The sequence below is a fragment of the Mechercharimyces sp. CAU 1602 genome (assembly GCF_024753565.1).
Taxonomy (GTDB): Bacteria; Bacillota; Bacilli; order Thermoactinomycetales; family JANTPT01; genus Mechercharimyces.
The window spans coordinates 717,643-731,211 of record NZ_JANTPT010000001.1; the positions used below are offsets into that span (position 1 = coordinate 717,643).

The following is a 13,569-nucleotide window of genomic DNA, read 5'->3' on the forward strand; positions in this document are numbered from 1 at the left end:
TTTTTTATACTCTTAATGAACCTTTTTCAAATTGCGTAGGGGTTGCGGTGGATCGATTTTTGCCGTCAATTTCGAAACGACATAAATGGTGATTAGAGAGGAAACCATTGCCAACGTGCGGAATGGGAAGAGAACGACTCCATCTTCAATCATTGGGTAATCGATTAAGATCGGTATGTTTAATACCGGTTCTCCGCCACCAAAACGTAAGATAAAGCCAACGATCAGGCCTGCAATCGACCCGTAGCGATTGGCTCCTTTAAAGAAGAGAGCCATGGTCAATTGCGGGAACAGCATCACATAAACAAAGTCACTACATAAATACCAGAGCTCATATACACTCTTAGCATTGATGGCGATTAAGGTAGCCGTTACACCAATAATCACGATCGTACGTTTAATCACTTTTTGAATTTGGGCTTGTGTAGCTTTGGGACGAACGAGTGGGCGGTATACGTTCCATGAAGCCATCGATGAAGCGGATAGCATGGAAGAGTCAACAGAAGACATAACAGCTGCTGCTAACGCACCCAGGGCGATCGCACCTACTAATTCCGGAGTCATAAATTTCATGACGTATGCTAACACCAGCGAAGCACTCTCTGGCCCCTCTGTGCCCAACGCGCTCCAGTCAGCATTAAAACCGATAACGCCGATCATAGCGGCAGGGATGGCAGCGATGATGGCAAATACACCTGCCCAGATGGAGAGCCACATAGCGGTGCTTTCGTTTTTAGCAGAGAGTACCCGTTGGAAATATACTTGCCAGGGGATACCACCAAAGATCAAGAGCAGCGCATAATCCCACCAGTTCCAGAAATAATTACCCCACGCCGGATCTTTCCATCCATCTAGAGGAGGAAATAAACTGGCATAGTTGGTACCCATTTTCTCCATTTCGGATGCATAATGACTCCAGGTCGCACCCCAGCCACCATCCACATTGGAAAGAGCAAATGGAATAACGAGCACCAAGCCTATAACGATCAACAATAATTGAACAACATCGGTATATGCAACGGACCAGAGTCCCCCAACCACCGTATATGCGATCGCAATCGCGGCGGAAAGAATAATTGACGTAGTTACATCAAGTCCCAAAATGGTACCAAATGCAGTTCCAAGTGCGGTCAGAATAGCAGCACTCCAGAAAATCTCTCCAGCGAGAGCGGGGATAAAGAGCACACCAGTTACTCTCTTACCAAAGCGGGCCTCCAAAGGATCGAGCATGGTGGTAAATTCGTAGCGGCGCATCTTACGCGCGTAGAAGATCCCACCTATAATGAGGCTGAGGGCATATCCCCACGGGGCCTGCACCCAAACGATACCAGAAGAATATGCATATTCAGCTGTACCCGTGATGTAGCCTCCGCCTACCCAGGTAGCAGCCATAGTAAACATAGCGACCCACAAGGGCATATTGCGACCGGCAAGCATCATATCTTTTAGATCGTCGGATTGTTCCCCGCCAGTAACTGCTCCGATATAGTATATGACAAGGTAAAAGATAAACATAAAGATGAGACCGCCCCAATGAACATCGGTATCAAAAATTAAGGCGTACCCCACTACAAAGGTAAAAATTGCAAGAATTACGGCAAGACCAATCTTTCCTCCTGTCCAAAAGGAAGGAGAATCCTGTCCAGTTGACGGCTTATTACTTCCGTTACTCATGTTTCCACATCAATCCTTTCGTGCTGTCGTGTCAGTTGGAATAGGGATAAATTCAAAAATATCTCCGCTTTCAAATGCATCGACCAGATGGCGTAACCAAGCATAATATTCTTTGGAATGTTGTATTTTTTCGAGGTTTTTCTTGGCGCGGATACGGTCCTCGCTGGCAAGTTCGTCGTCTGCTAAAAGTTCTGCTAGATGGGATTCGGTTTCCTGTATTGCTTTATCATTTAACTGGATTTCCTTCTCCCATAGCTGACAAAAAAAATCAACGAACGAGCGCATCTGATCGTATTCAGCTTCGTATAAGTCTTTACGCACACCTTTGCGCCACTTTTTATGGACCAATTTTAAGGACGAGAGTGCACGTACACCTGTGCTCATACTCGTTTTACTCATCCCTGTTAAGTGGCACATTTCATCCAGCGTCATCGGTTCTTCCTGTAAAAACATCGTTCCATACAATCGACCCATGGATGGGCTCAGACCATACATTTCCATGGTTTCCGCTAAAGATTCAATGTAGTCACGGCGTGCTTCTTCAAGTTTTTGATTGAAAGGCAGGATGTTCACCTCCTTGATCCTTACATATCAACCAGTTTTGAAGTGAACACTATCGCTATGTAGTTTGTACGGCATAGGTACGAGCTATACAGTTTATACTGTACAAGCGTAACAAAAATATTCCGTTTGTCAAATTGGTGAATGGGTATACTACCGCGTGGATGGGATTATTTCTGCAATACTTAAGTAAGCAGGAAGTGAGATAGGAGAGGTTGAGACAGTACTGCTTTCGAGTTGATCTTTGATTGTCATCGTGAGTGGATAAAGCAGATAAAGGGTTTATAATCGAAGGGTTGATTACAGGCATGGAAATTTACTCAGATGCAAAAACTTTACTGCTCGGTTTACAGGTTTAACTAAGAGTGCTATACTCAAACTAAACTGTTTGTACAGAAAAAACTGTACGAACTTAACAAAAGGGAGGGTTACCCTTGCATAAGCAAATGTTTATCAACGGGGAGTGGGTAGAGGCTGTCTCTGGTCGCACTCGCGAAGTGATTAATCCCTATAACCAAGAAGTGATTGCGACAGTTCCTGAGGCGGATGCCGAGGATACGAAGCAGGCAATTAAAGCTGCGCGCAAAGCTTTTGACGAGGGATCGTGGGCCAATATGCCCGCGACGGAACGAGGTAAACTCGTCGGTCAAGTGGCTGATAAAATTGAAGAACATAAAGAGGAATTAGCCCGCTTGGAGACACTGGATACAGGGAAAACCCTGATTGAAAGTCAAGCCGATATGGATGATATCGCAGGTGTATTTCGCTACTATGCTGGACTTGCTGATAAAGATGGTGGGGAAAGTATTGATCCACCAATGGAAAACGCGGTCAGTAAAGTTGTGCGCGAGCCTGTTGGTGTGTGCGGTATGATTACCCCATGGAACTATCCTCTTCTACAGGCATCATGGAAGCTAGCACCAGCATTAGCGGCTGGCTGTACGATGGTACTTAAACCGAGTGAGGTTACCCCGCTCACTACGTTGAAGGTTGCAGAGCTAATGGAAGAAGTAGGTATTCCTGCTGGAGTCGTCAATATCGTAACGGGCCCAGGCTCCCAAGTGGGAGCGGAATTGTCAGAGTCCCATGAAGTAGATTTAATCTCTTTTACAGGTGGGATCGAGACAGGGCGTAAAATTATGACGGCGGCGACAGGTAACATGAAGAAGATCGCACTGGAACTGGGTGGGAAAAACCCTAACATCGTGTTTGCAGATGGAGACTTTGAGACTACGGTTGACTATGCACTAAATGCAGTCTACTTTCATGCAGGTCAAGTATGTTCGGCAGGTGCACGCCTTATTATTGAGGAAAGTTTGCATGAGCGTTTTGTGGAGGAGCTAGTCAAACGGGTTGCAAACATTAAGCTGGGCAATGGAATGGATGAGGATACGCAGATGGGTCCTCTGACTTCGGCTGATCATCGTGCAAAAGTAGAAAATTATTTCAAAGTGGGCATGGAAGAAGGGGCGAAGTTGCTCATCGGTGGTAAGCGTCCTGAGGGAGCTCAGTTTGAAAATGGCTTCTTTGTGGAGCCTACGGTTTTCGATGGATGTAACACTGAGATGCGGATTGTGCAGGAAGAAACTTTTGGCCCTATCTTAACTATTGAGACCTTTAAAACAGAAGAAGAAGCAGTTCGGATTGCCAATGATTCTGTGTACGGATTAGCAGGAGCAGTATGGACCAATGATATGAATCGTGCTCAACGTGTCAGCAAACAATTGCGTATGGGGACGGTATGGATTAATGACTTCCACCCATATTTCCCACAAGCACCATGGGGTGGATACAAACAATCTGGAATTGGGCGTGAATTAGGGAAAACCGGTTTTGAGGAATATACAGAGCAAAAACACATTTTTCAAAACCTCGACCCTCAGCCAATGAAATGGTTTGGTTAAAGAATAGCGAGACTAACTAAATAACTTCGAGGAGGATGACATTATGTTGCGTTTTGAACAGATGCAAGAGATGAAAGAATTTGTTTTGCCGACGACGATTAAATCAGGTATTGGTGCATCTAAAACCGCTGGTGAAGAAATAAAAGCGTTAGGTGTGACCAAGGCAATGATCGTGACAGATAAAGGAATTTACAATGCCGGAATTACTTTACCAGTGGAAAAAAGCTTGAAAGAAGCTGGTGTAGAAGTATATGTATTCAATGAAATTCAAGGCGAACCAGATACTGAACTGATCGCTATGGGAAGTCGAGTATTTAAAGAAGAAGGATGTAACGGACTAGTAGCTATTGGTGGCGGTAGCTCGATGGATACTGCGAAAGCGATCGGTGTTGAAGTAGTTCACCCAGAACCGCTTCTAACTTATGAGGCATCAGATAACGGTAAGCCACTTGAAAATCGTATTCCCCCGCTAACAACAATTCCTACAACTGCGGGGACCGGTAGTGAAGTGACGCAGTGGGCTGTTATTAAAGATCCTGTACGCGAAATCAAGTTTAATGTAGGTGGACCGCTTATTCCGGCTCACTTGGCTATTATTGATCCAGAATTGCATTTGTCTATGCCTCCTCACATTACTGCGGCAACGGGTGTAGATGCTCTTTCACATGCGATTGAGTGTTATACCATGCATCAATCCCAACCCGTAACAGATGCCTATGCATTGCTGGCGATTGAGTATGTTGGAAAATATATGCGTCGTGCGTATGCGAACGGCAAAGATATTGAAGCACGTTATGGGATGGCGCAAGCAGCGATGCTGGCTGGACTTTCCTATGGTAGTGACTCTGCGGGAGCGGCGCACGCCATGGCTCAGACACTAGGTGGTATGGTTCCTGTTATGCACGGTCAGTGTGTTTCTGCCATGCTCCCACCTGTCATGGAGTACAACTGGATGGGTTGTCCAGATAAATTTGCTCGTATCGCACAAGCGCTTGGAGTAAATACATCCGAGATGTCAACCGATGATGCTGCGCGAATGGCAGTTATCGAAGTGGAAAACTTGATACGTGATGTTGAGATTCCGACCTTGCTTGAGCAAGGAGTAAACCCAGACGATATTGAACGATATGCACAAGCGGCGTATGACGATCCACAAACATTTGGTAACCCTCGTATTATCGGATTGGATGGTTACAGATGGATTTACCGTCGTTGCCTCGGGCTAGAAGAGTCTACTATCCTGTAAACGATTTATGAACGAGTTACGAATAACGAATGTAATATGATGTACAACCCCACTAAAAACCCCCTAATGAGACGAAGTCATTAGGGGGTTTTTGTATTAGTCTAGGATTTCTTTAACTCGCCCAACTTGACCATCGGTTAGGCGTACTTTGATCCCATGGGGATGGGAGGCGGATTTGGTTAGGATATCCTTTACTTCACCTGCGGTAACTTTTCCCGTGCGTTGGTCTTGTTTAAGTACAATATGTACCCGTTTCCCAGGCTGTATGTTTTTTCGCTCTCGTCCATCTGACAAATGAAGATCCTCCTTAATACCTGCTGTTTTTATTTTAACACATATTGAGGAAAGATCTTACTTACATTCACATATGGGACAACGTATGTGGAATAGACTTAGAGTGGAAGTGGAACTTTATGTATCTCGGGAGGGGTTTTTGGGATGAAATGTTTGGGCACTGTGATGCAGCTCCTACTCGCGATTGTCTTTTTATTTTTTGGTGGAATGAAGTTGATTGGCCTGGAGTCGGTGGTAGAGTCATTTACAGATGAATTGGGTTACTCGATTGCGTTTTTGTATACGATTGGGGTGTTAGAAGTACTTGCTGCAATCGGCTTGATTATCGGCTTTTGGAAATCTAAATGGGTTCCACTCTCTGCCGGTGTCATTGCTATTATCATGGTAGGTGCACTTGGAACGTTGATTTCAGCGGAGAAATCATTGGCCGAGATGGTACCGGCGGCTGTTTGTTTGCTCTTTTCCGCTTTTTTGATCTTTAATGGTGATCGTCGAAGGTGTGGGGCAGATAAGGCTGATTAACTATGGGTGGAGGAGGATGTAATTAGTCACTTGAAAAACAGATAGAAAAAGCGCGCAGTCATGTACTAGCGTCAGAGTGTGAAGAAAATGATCGGTTTCTCCACACTCTTTCATTTTATATGGATGAAAAGGTACCTTATATCGGGTATTCAAATCAAGAAGAACACCAATCACCTAGTTCATATGAGATGTGGTTGGGGTTCTTCTTGATATTCTGCGTAATTGCTGTCATCAGAGCCTTCTCCTCTACATAATCCCGCCTCACAACCGGCGTTAACGAAGCCCATACAGTTTTGCCTTCGGGTGAAAGCCGATTCGTTAACACTTTTTCTTTATGCTCTTCGATATAGAGTTTATTCTAAAACATGGACCGCTTTCTCTGATCTTGTCCTCATCTGCCCATTCTTTTCTTGCTTTGTCAAAGTCAAATGATTGACTCGCATCTGTGAGACGTTTTTTATATCGAGGACTCGGTTCCTTCACTTCACTCTATTTGCTTACTGTAATTAACTTTCTGATTATACTATAACTAGGATAAAATGTGTGTTCGTGTAGTGCTTGATTCTGTGGTTGTAACTTATAAAATAATGACAATTAAAAATAATTAAATAATTAATATAAAAACATTCATTAGATTCTTGTAAAATAGCATGTTTTTATTATAAAAAGATAGAATACAATTATAATTTACTCTATTCTAAAAATGTATTGACATCTACTTTATTGTATTCTATTATTTATTTGACTTTACATTTAATATTTGGAAAGTCAAATTTTAAGATAGGAAGTGAATACAGTATGTCAATTGCAAATTTGAACAAAAGGAATTTGATGATGTTGGTTCTGGCTATGGCGGTAGTATTCTCGTTGATAGTTTCTTCGAATGTTAATGCACAGGGAGTTGATTTAGGTAAACAAGAGCTCACAGTAGATTCTTACGTGTCCTATCTTCAAAAGGAGTCCCAGACTGACTTTCGAGCTGAACAGACGTTAACTAAATTCAAACAGCTATCAGCTTCGGACAAAAAGAAATTTATTGAATACATGACTAACCCTAAAGTTCAGGAGGATATGGCAAATACTCTAAGTACCTTAGAAAAAGGTGAAACCAAAAAAATTTATGGTGGGGACATTACAGTCTCTCTAGATACTACAGAGTATAGATCATCTTCAAATAACAATATCTCATGTAGTGGATGCACATTTGGATACATTGATTCTTATGCAAGTTTCGGATATTTCGGAATCCCTGTGAGTAAGGTTGGTCAAAGAATGTATTACTACGTTAAAAGAGGCAAGGTATATAAACCTATTACCAATAACGGTTGGATCAGTTACAATTACTTGCCATTAACTAGTTATAGTATGACAAAAGGACATACCTACACAAGTCATAACTACACTAGAGCCAATGCTCATATGTACTGGACTTTGAACTTTGTTTATAAAGGCTTCGGCTTAGTTAAATCTTGGGATCACAAAGTATGGGGAGATGCTAACAGAAAAAGTGGTGTAATTGTAAAACCCATATAAGTAAGGTAGATAGAAATAAGATTAACAATGAGCTATCATAGGTTTGAGGAGGGAACACAGTTGACCAAAAAAAGAAAAATAATGTTGATTGTAGTTTCGGTAATAGTCTTTGTTATCGTTGTATTCGGATACTTGCCTATGGCTTTTCTGGATGTGACTTCAACTGACAATGAACAATACACACCTGTGCCAAATGAAAAATAGGTTTCATCTCCTCAGCCACTAAGTTTAGTGGCTTTTCTTTTTTGCTCCTCTACTAGGTTGTTATTGTACATCCTCCCATAGGTAAGCAGGGAACACGTTAAACGCCCAGCATTAGAAGAGATGCGTGTTTTTTGTGATGATAAACTGGAGGTCACTCTTTTTAAAATTGTTTAAATACTCTTTGTTGGGGTAACAGCTAAGTAGTGGGGCAATCTCACACTTACTAGGAGAAGGGATGAATTTAAGTGATGGCGGAAGTAAAAACATATCGCACAGCATTATTGGGATGGAGTTTACCGGCGATTGAGGCGATTAATCGTATGGAGCGTCCCTTTGTTGTGGTGGGTCCACCAGGTTTTGAACCATATGCGAAAGAACATGGGATCGAATTTATAGGTTGGAATTTTGAATGGGTAAATGAAGGATCCGATTCCCTTTACAAACAACTGTCAGCCTTAAACGTTCGACTAGCTGTTCCACTTTTTGAGGAAACGGTAGAATGGGCAGGAGCGTTAAATGGTCGTTTTCGGGAAAATCCACGCGAGTTTAACCGTTCCCTATTACTTCGCAATAAAGGTATGATGAAGAGGAAAGCACAAATTGCGGGCATTAAAGTTGGGGTTTTTGAGGAGGCGAGCAACAAGGAGGATGTGTTTCGGTTTCTGAAGAGAGTAAACGAAGCTTTACTCAAACTGGAAGGCGATCGCAATGATCCGATTCACATTAAACCATTAGATAAAGCAGGGTCGTTTAATCATCGTGTAGTTCGGAGCAATGAAGATATTGAAACGTTGACCGAAAGTTATTTTCCTTGTTTGATGGAGAGTCATTTAGATGGGCAAGAATTTTCGTGCGAAGTGTTCGTTCATAACGGCAAGATTCAGTTTTTAAATATTACAGAGTATGTTCGCTTAGGATACTCTAACTTCGTTCCCGCCTCGGAATCTTTATCGTCAAAGCGACCATTGATTCGGCAAGCGGTACAGCGATTGATAGATGCGTTTGAAATCAAATGGGGTGTTATTCATCCGGAATACTTTCTAACCTCAGATGGAACACTTCATTTTGGTGAGGTAGCGGCGCGAGTGCCGGGGGGTCATATCTTTGAATTGATTGAGCGGGTTTATGGATTTAATGCATTTCAGGCTCAAATATTATGTAGTGATCCTGAGTCCACGGAAGAAGAGTTGCGGGCCTTCTTTCCCAATGATGAAGAGCATCCAGGTGGGTATGCAGGCTGTTTGATGGTTCATCCACGTGTCAAAGTCATTGAAAAGCTTGCTTTTCCTGAAGAATTAGAAGGACATCCTTATTTTGAACGTCATAATATGTTTTCACCTACATCGAAGCATAATGTGTTTGCACCGATGACGGGCTCACAAGTTGTTGAGCGAACAGGCTTTGGGAATCACTATGGAACGGTATATTTGTACGGAGACGAAAGCGAAGAGATGCGCACCCTCTTAAAAAATTATGAGGAATATAATTTCTATGAGTAAAACAGTAGATCGAACTGGTAAAAAGGGGAGCAATGACCGTGACAGAAAAATCGAATGAACAACTGGAACAGCGATTTCTGCGCACCTTTGACAGATTAGAGCAAGCCCCTTCCTTTGCCAAAGTGCAATATCAAGGAGATGTATATCAGGTAGTGCTGCGCTTGATGAATACAGATGAAGGAATCGCCTTTCTTGCGCGCCATGCAGGCAGGTTTCAACAGGCAGGGCTATTTGTTGAAGGTCCTTGGGCAGATCCGTCAAAACTACAACCCGCCTTGGTGGCAGGCTCCCTACAAGCTGGAGGTGTGAGTGCAGCAGTAGAAGTGCTAAATGAGCTACGTATGCTCGCTTTGGCTAAAGGAAAAGAGGAAGGAGAAGGCGTATTATCGCCTGATGATGCGAAGAAGTATCTAAACGAAGTGATGGCGTCCAATCTTCATTTTCTTTTCCCGAAAGAAACGGAGAGTGAGCGTATCGATGGGAGCGGGAAATTAAGCTGTGCCGAAAAACTGTTTCACTATCTGCTACAGGAAATTTCGGTAACACAATTTTCCCATGCATTGGTTCGAGAGCTAGATCTCTTGCTCGCACAACGCCCCATCTTGATTAAGCGAATTTTGACGATGATTGAGAAGAGTAAGTCACTAATTACTCAGGAAATGGAAAAAAAAGATCGGCAAGCACTCACTTTCTATATTGAGGCAGTGGATGGACCGTCCCCGATGAGTAAACGTTATCCTAAATTAGCGGACTATCGTAAAGAATTGAAGCGGGCATCTTGGAAGGTGATGAAGAAAGAAGCGGAAACATTTGCGCGCGTTATGCGTGCAACGGGACTTGTTTCTCGTCACCATGCCCTATTTGTACGCCATTGTAATCGGTATGAGTGGGATTTGCTACCACTTGCTTTGCAACTGAGCGATAAGGGACGAGCCAATTTAGATGAGCATTTTGACTTGATTCATCGGTTGATTAAAGTGGCAATTCATCCGTCTACACATCAAGCAGTTTACGGATTAGCCTGTCTATTGGATCGGGGGGTGCTTTCCAGCGCTCCAGTTATTCCAGGATTAAATCGCTTGATTGAGCTAGATATCCATGCTGAAGTAAAAGCGGCATTGATGAAGCCGTACGAGAAAGAGGGGTTAACACCCAATGATGTATTACTGGGAGGAGTGATTACGGTTCTTGGTCAGCCCTTAGGGGTTGGACAGGGATTAAATCCCACTTGTCAATCGGCTCGTGGTATCAGTTTATGGGCACAACATGCGCCTGGTTATCTGCTTGATTTGATTGCCCGTGCAGCGCGAGATAATGATATTGATATGACTTTTGAAGGCTTAACTATCCACTCGCAGCGTCTCCCAGGGGGGTTAGCACCAAGTTTGCATGAAGATTTGGATGCCGTTTCTTTAGTGTTGGTGCCTCACCTGGATCGTATTTATAACGACATGATGAAGCGTGTAGCCTTGCGTGGAGATGACGGTCATAAATGGGTAAACCCTGCTTTTTACGGTGATTGGGTAGGCAGAGGATTTGCAAATGTGATAGATCAGTTAGGTGCGGTGAGTGATTATGCGGGCTTTGTACGACTTTTTTATGCGACACATCACCCCGATTATAATGATGATCATCACCTGATCTATCCTAATCCGGTTGGAATATTTATAACGAATGTGCATGGGAAGTTGCTTGGATTTCATGCAGTCTCGATTCAGCGTATCGCTCATGATGAGAAGGAGAGGACTCGCATCTATTTTTATAACCCCAACAACGATAGCAATCAAGATTGGGGGCAAGGAATTGTACCTAGTGTTCGTAACAATGGTGAGCAAGAGGGCGAGGCATCTCTTCCTTTCTATCAATTTGTATCCCGGCTATATGCATTCCACTATAACCCCTATGAAAAAGGAGACGCTTACGCAGTCGAAGATGAGGTAGTTCAACAAGTAGAAGATCTTTCGCGTGCCAGCTGGGGGGAAAATTATGTGTGGCAGTGATGATGAAAACGATGAGATGAGAGTATCTCCCCATAAAAATACACGCAGCTTATCTGGCTCAGATGAGTGAAGAAAAGGGTTCGGGGTATTTTCTCCGAATCCTTTTTGTTTAGAGAGAGGGGAAAAGTGAGGGAAATAAGTTTTTACACTACCTTGCAATAAACAGTACTGTGTGTTAAATTAAGGATATGGATAATGTATAGTACTATGTAATGAATAATAGTAGAGCAAATAAGCGCTACATGTAGATGGGTGATAATAGTGAATACACAGTTTAAGAAGGGTGTATTGGAATTGTGTGTGCTCGTGCTGTTGGATAAGAACGATTGTTATGGATATGAATTGGTACAAAAAATATCGAGTCAGATTGAAATTACTGAAGGCTCGGTCTATCCGATCTTACGAAGGCTGACAAAAGAAGAGTATTTTACAACGTATCTACAGGAATCCTCTGAGGGGCCGCCACGAAAGTATTATTCCTTGACAGAGAAAGGGCGGCAGTATTTGAATGAGCGCTTGCGTGAGTGGAGAAGGTTTTCTCAGGGTGTAAATCAATTGATCAAAGAAGGTGGATTTGATGACTAAAGATCAATTTATGAAAGAGCTGGCGGTTTCATTAAAGGAAATTGAAAAAGAAGAATTACATGATATTTTACAAGATTATGAGGAGCATTTTGCGGTAGGTAAAGAGAAAGGTGAATCTGAGGAATCAATGACTGCTTCACTAGGATCACCTACCCAGATTGCCAAAGAGGTACTCGCCTCATATCAAGTAGAAAAAACGGAGCAGGAAGGAACCGCTCGTAGCTTGTTGGGTACCATTTGGGCAGTAACAGGTCTTGTTATTTTAAATGCAGTCCTCGTGCTAGGGCCAATATTGCTGATAGCGACTATCATGTTGAGTGGATGGGTGGTTAGTATCACATTACTTTGCAGTCCACTCATTGTATTAGTGGAAGCTGCGTTTAAATCACAATTCTTTTTTTGGTTTGATTTGTTTTTCTCACTTGCTTGTAGTGGAGTAGGGGTTTTTGCCACAATGGGTATGTTTTATGCGACGAAAGCGGCAGGGAAGGGTTTTATCCGATATTTAAAATTTAATATCTCTATTGCTAAAGGAGAGTTTAAGTATGAACAAAGTTAAGTCCCTGGTATTAGTGGGATTTTTACTTATGCTCACAGGGATTGTCGGCAGTGTGGTTACGTATATCTTTACGAATCCACAAGTAACGATTGCGGATGAAAAAAGTGTAAGTGAAGAATTTAATCAGGTACAGGTGGATGTGGAGCAAATTAAATTGGAAATCCTACCCTCAGATGTTGATGTGGCTAGTGTAAGCTTGCGAGGAGAAGGGAGTGATCGTACAAATAAAGAAGTGAAGGCGAAGGTAGAAGATGGTATTTTGAAGGTGGAGTACGATAATGGAACGGATGAGTCCTGGTTTAATCACAATTTGTTTACAGAATCGTTGTCGCTTGAAGTGACTCTACCGAAGCGAGCGTATGCCTCTCTTCAAGTTAGGAGTGGACAGGGAGAAATGGCGATCAAGAATTTGAAAGTAGAAAAAATAGACGTGTCCACGGAAAATGGCGCTATCCAGCTAGAAGAGTTGAAAACAACAACATTGCATATACAAACCGAAAATGGTTCGATTCAAGTACAAAAATGTACAGGTGAGCTGGTAGGGGAGACGACAAATGGAGGAATTTCAATTATGACCGAAGATATTACGTCCCCGATGACACTTGCGACTGTAAATGGAGCCATAGAAATGATTGTAGAGAGGCGTCCACAAAACGCACAGTTTGACATAGAAGTGGTAAATGGGGGCATTGACCTTTTTGGAAAGTCGGATCACCATGCCATCATGGGTAAAGGGGAGCACCATATTCAGCTCTCCACGGAAAATGGTTCAATCACAGTAAATCAGGAAAACTAATTTACAAAAAATACAAAAATCCTCTCGCATGAGAGGTTATTATTGTTCCCAGCAGAAGATGGGGGAGGGTCGATCACCTATTTTCTGTGTGGGACTGTCATTTATCCCTTTCACGATGTCAGCTGATGCATAACAATATATAGAATGAAAAAGGAGGAATGATGTAATGGGTGGTTACGGTACTGGGTATCA

The 13,569-nt window shown here is 42.8% G+C and carries 13 protein-coding genes; 10 read left to right on the forward strand and 3 right to left on the reverse strand.

What is annotated here, in order from left to right; genetic code table 11:
• Positions 1-12: 12 nt before the first annotated feature.
• Together NXZ84_RS03795 and cudC are read right to left on the reverse strand one after the other, a co-directional pair.
• The gene (locus tag NXZ84_RS03795) at positions 13-1,674 is read right to left on the reverse strand and encodes a high affinity choline transporter 1 (protein ID WP_258838950.1); all 1,662 of its coding nucleotides are present in this window, start codon (positions 1,672-1,674) and stop codon (positions 13-15) included.
• 9 nt (positions 1,675-1,683) lie between these two features.
• Positions 1,684-2,247 carry a choline uptake/conversion transcriptional regulator CudC gene (gene cudC / locus NXZ84_RS03800; protein ID WP_258838951.1) on the reverse strand — a complete coding sequence of 188 codons (564 nt, stop codon included), beginning with the start codon at positions 2,245-2,247 and terminating at the stop codon, positions 1,684-1,686.
• Between the two features lie 422 nt (positions 2,248-2,669).
• On the opposite strand from cudC, the gene betB reads away from it, so the two are divergent.
• Complete coding sequence (gene betB, locus NXZ84_RS03805; RefSeq protein WP_258838952.1) at positions 2,670-4,139, forward strand: betaine-aldehyde dehydrogenase; 1,470 nt, start codon at positions 2,670-2,672, stop codon at positions 4,137-4,139.
• 43 nt (positions 4,140-4,182) lie between these two features.
• Entirely contained in the window at positions 4,183-5,385 is a 1,203-nt protein-coding gene (gene gbsB / locus NXZ84_RS03810; RefSeq protein ID WP_258838953.1) for a choline dehydrogenase, read from the forward strand.
• 96 nt (positions 5,386-5,481) lie between these two features.
• On the opposite strand, the gene NXZ84_RS03815 is transcribed toward gbsB, so the two are convergent.
• A complete protein-coding gene (locus NXZ84_RS03815; protein WP_258838954.1) occupies positions 5,482-5,679 on the reverse strand; it encodes a YwbE family protein in 198 nt (65 codons plus the stop codon).
• A 144-nt stretch (positions 5,680-5,823) separates the two neighbouring features.
• Between NXZ84_RS03815 and NXZ84_RS03820 the strand changes: the two genes are divergently transcribed.
• From NXZ84_RS03820 to NXZ84_RS03855, 8 genes are all read left to right on the forward strand, one after another.
• Positions 5,824-6,201, forward strand: coding sequence for a DoxX family protein (locus NXZ84_RS03820; RefSeq protein WP_258838955.1), 378 nt, complete (start codon positions 5,824-5,826; stop codon positions 6,199-6,201).
• Between the two features lie 798 nt (positions 6,202-6,999).
• Entirely contained in the window at positions 7,000-7,734 is a 735-nt protein-coding gene (locus tag NXZ84_RS03825; protein ID WP_258838956.1) for a hypothetical protein, read from the forward strand.
• Between the two features lie 60 nt (positions 7,735-7,794).
• Positions 7,795-7,938, forward strand: a complete 144-nt coding sequence (locus tag NXZ84_RS03830; RefSeq protein WP_258838957.1) for a hypothetical protein — start codon at positions 7,795-7,797, stop codon at positions 7,936-7,938.
• 248 nt (positions 7,939-8,186) lie between these two features.
• Complete coding sequence (locus NXZ84_RS03835) at positions 8,187-9,437, forward strand: ATP-grasp domain-containing protein (protein WP_258840324.1); 1,251 nt, start codon at positions 8,187-8,189, stop codon at positions 9,435-9,437.
• A 38-nt stretch (positions 9,438-9,475) separates the two neighbouring features.
• Positions 9,476-11,437, forward strand: coding sequence for a hypothetical protein (locus tag NXZ84_RS03840; RefSeq protein WP_396654002.1), 1,962 nt, complete (start codon positions 9,476-9,478; stop codon positions 11,435-11,437).
• Positions 11,438-11,698: 261 nt separating this feature from the next.
• Entirely contained in the window at positions 11,699-12,022 is a 324-nt protein-coding gene (locus tag NXZ84_RS03845; protein ID WP_258838959.1) for a PadR family transcriptional regulator, read from the forward strand.
• Positions 12,015-12,581, forward strand: a complete 567-nt coding sequence (locus NXZ84_RS03850; protein ID WP_258838960.1) for a DUF1700 domain-containing protein — start codon at positions 12,015-12,017, stop codon at positions 12,579-12,581. Before NXZ84_RS03845 ends, NXZ84_RS03850 begins: the two co-directional genes overlap by 8 nt.
• A complete protein-coding gene (locus NXZ84_RS03855) occupies positions 12,568-13,377 on the forward strand; it encodes a DUF4097 family beta strand repeat-containing protein (protein WP_258838961.1) in 810 nt (269 codons plus the stop codon). The genes NXZ84_RS03850 and NXZ84_RS03855 overlap by 14 nt, the downstream gene beginning before the upstream one ends.
• Positions 13,378-13,569: the final 192 nt, after the last annotated feature.

Coding starts and splice junctions, on each gene's coding strand:
- NXZ84_RS03835 (WP_258840324.1), top strand. CDS start 8,187: ATGGCGGAAGTAAAAACATATCGCACAGCATTATTGGGATGGAGTTTA.
- NXZ84_RS03820 (WP_258838955.1), top strand. CDS start 5,824: ATGAAATGTTTGGGCACTGTGATGCAGCTCCTACTCGCGATTGTCTTT.
- NXZ84_RS03825 (WP_258838956.1), top strand. CDS start 7,000: ATGTCAATTGCAAATTTGAACAAAAGGAATTTGATGATGTTGGTTCTG.
- gbsB (WP_258838953.1), top strand. CDS start 4,183: ATGTTGCGTTTTGAACAGATGCAAGAGATGAAAGAATTTGTTTTGCCG.
- NXZ84_RS03855 (WP_258838961.1), top strand. CDS start 12,568: ATGAACAAAGTTAAGTCCCTGGTATTAGTGGGATTTTTACTTATGCTC.
- NXZ84_RS03850 (WP_258838960.1), top strand. CDS start 12,015: ATGACTAAAGATCAATTTATGAAAGAGCTGGCGGTTTCATTAAAGGAA.
- NXZ84_RS03795 (WP_258838950.1), bottom strand. CDS start 1,674: ATGAGTAACGGAAGTAATAAGCCGTCAACTGGACAGGATTCTCCTTCC.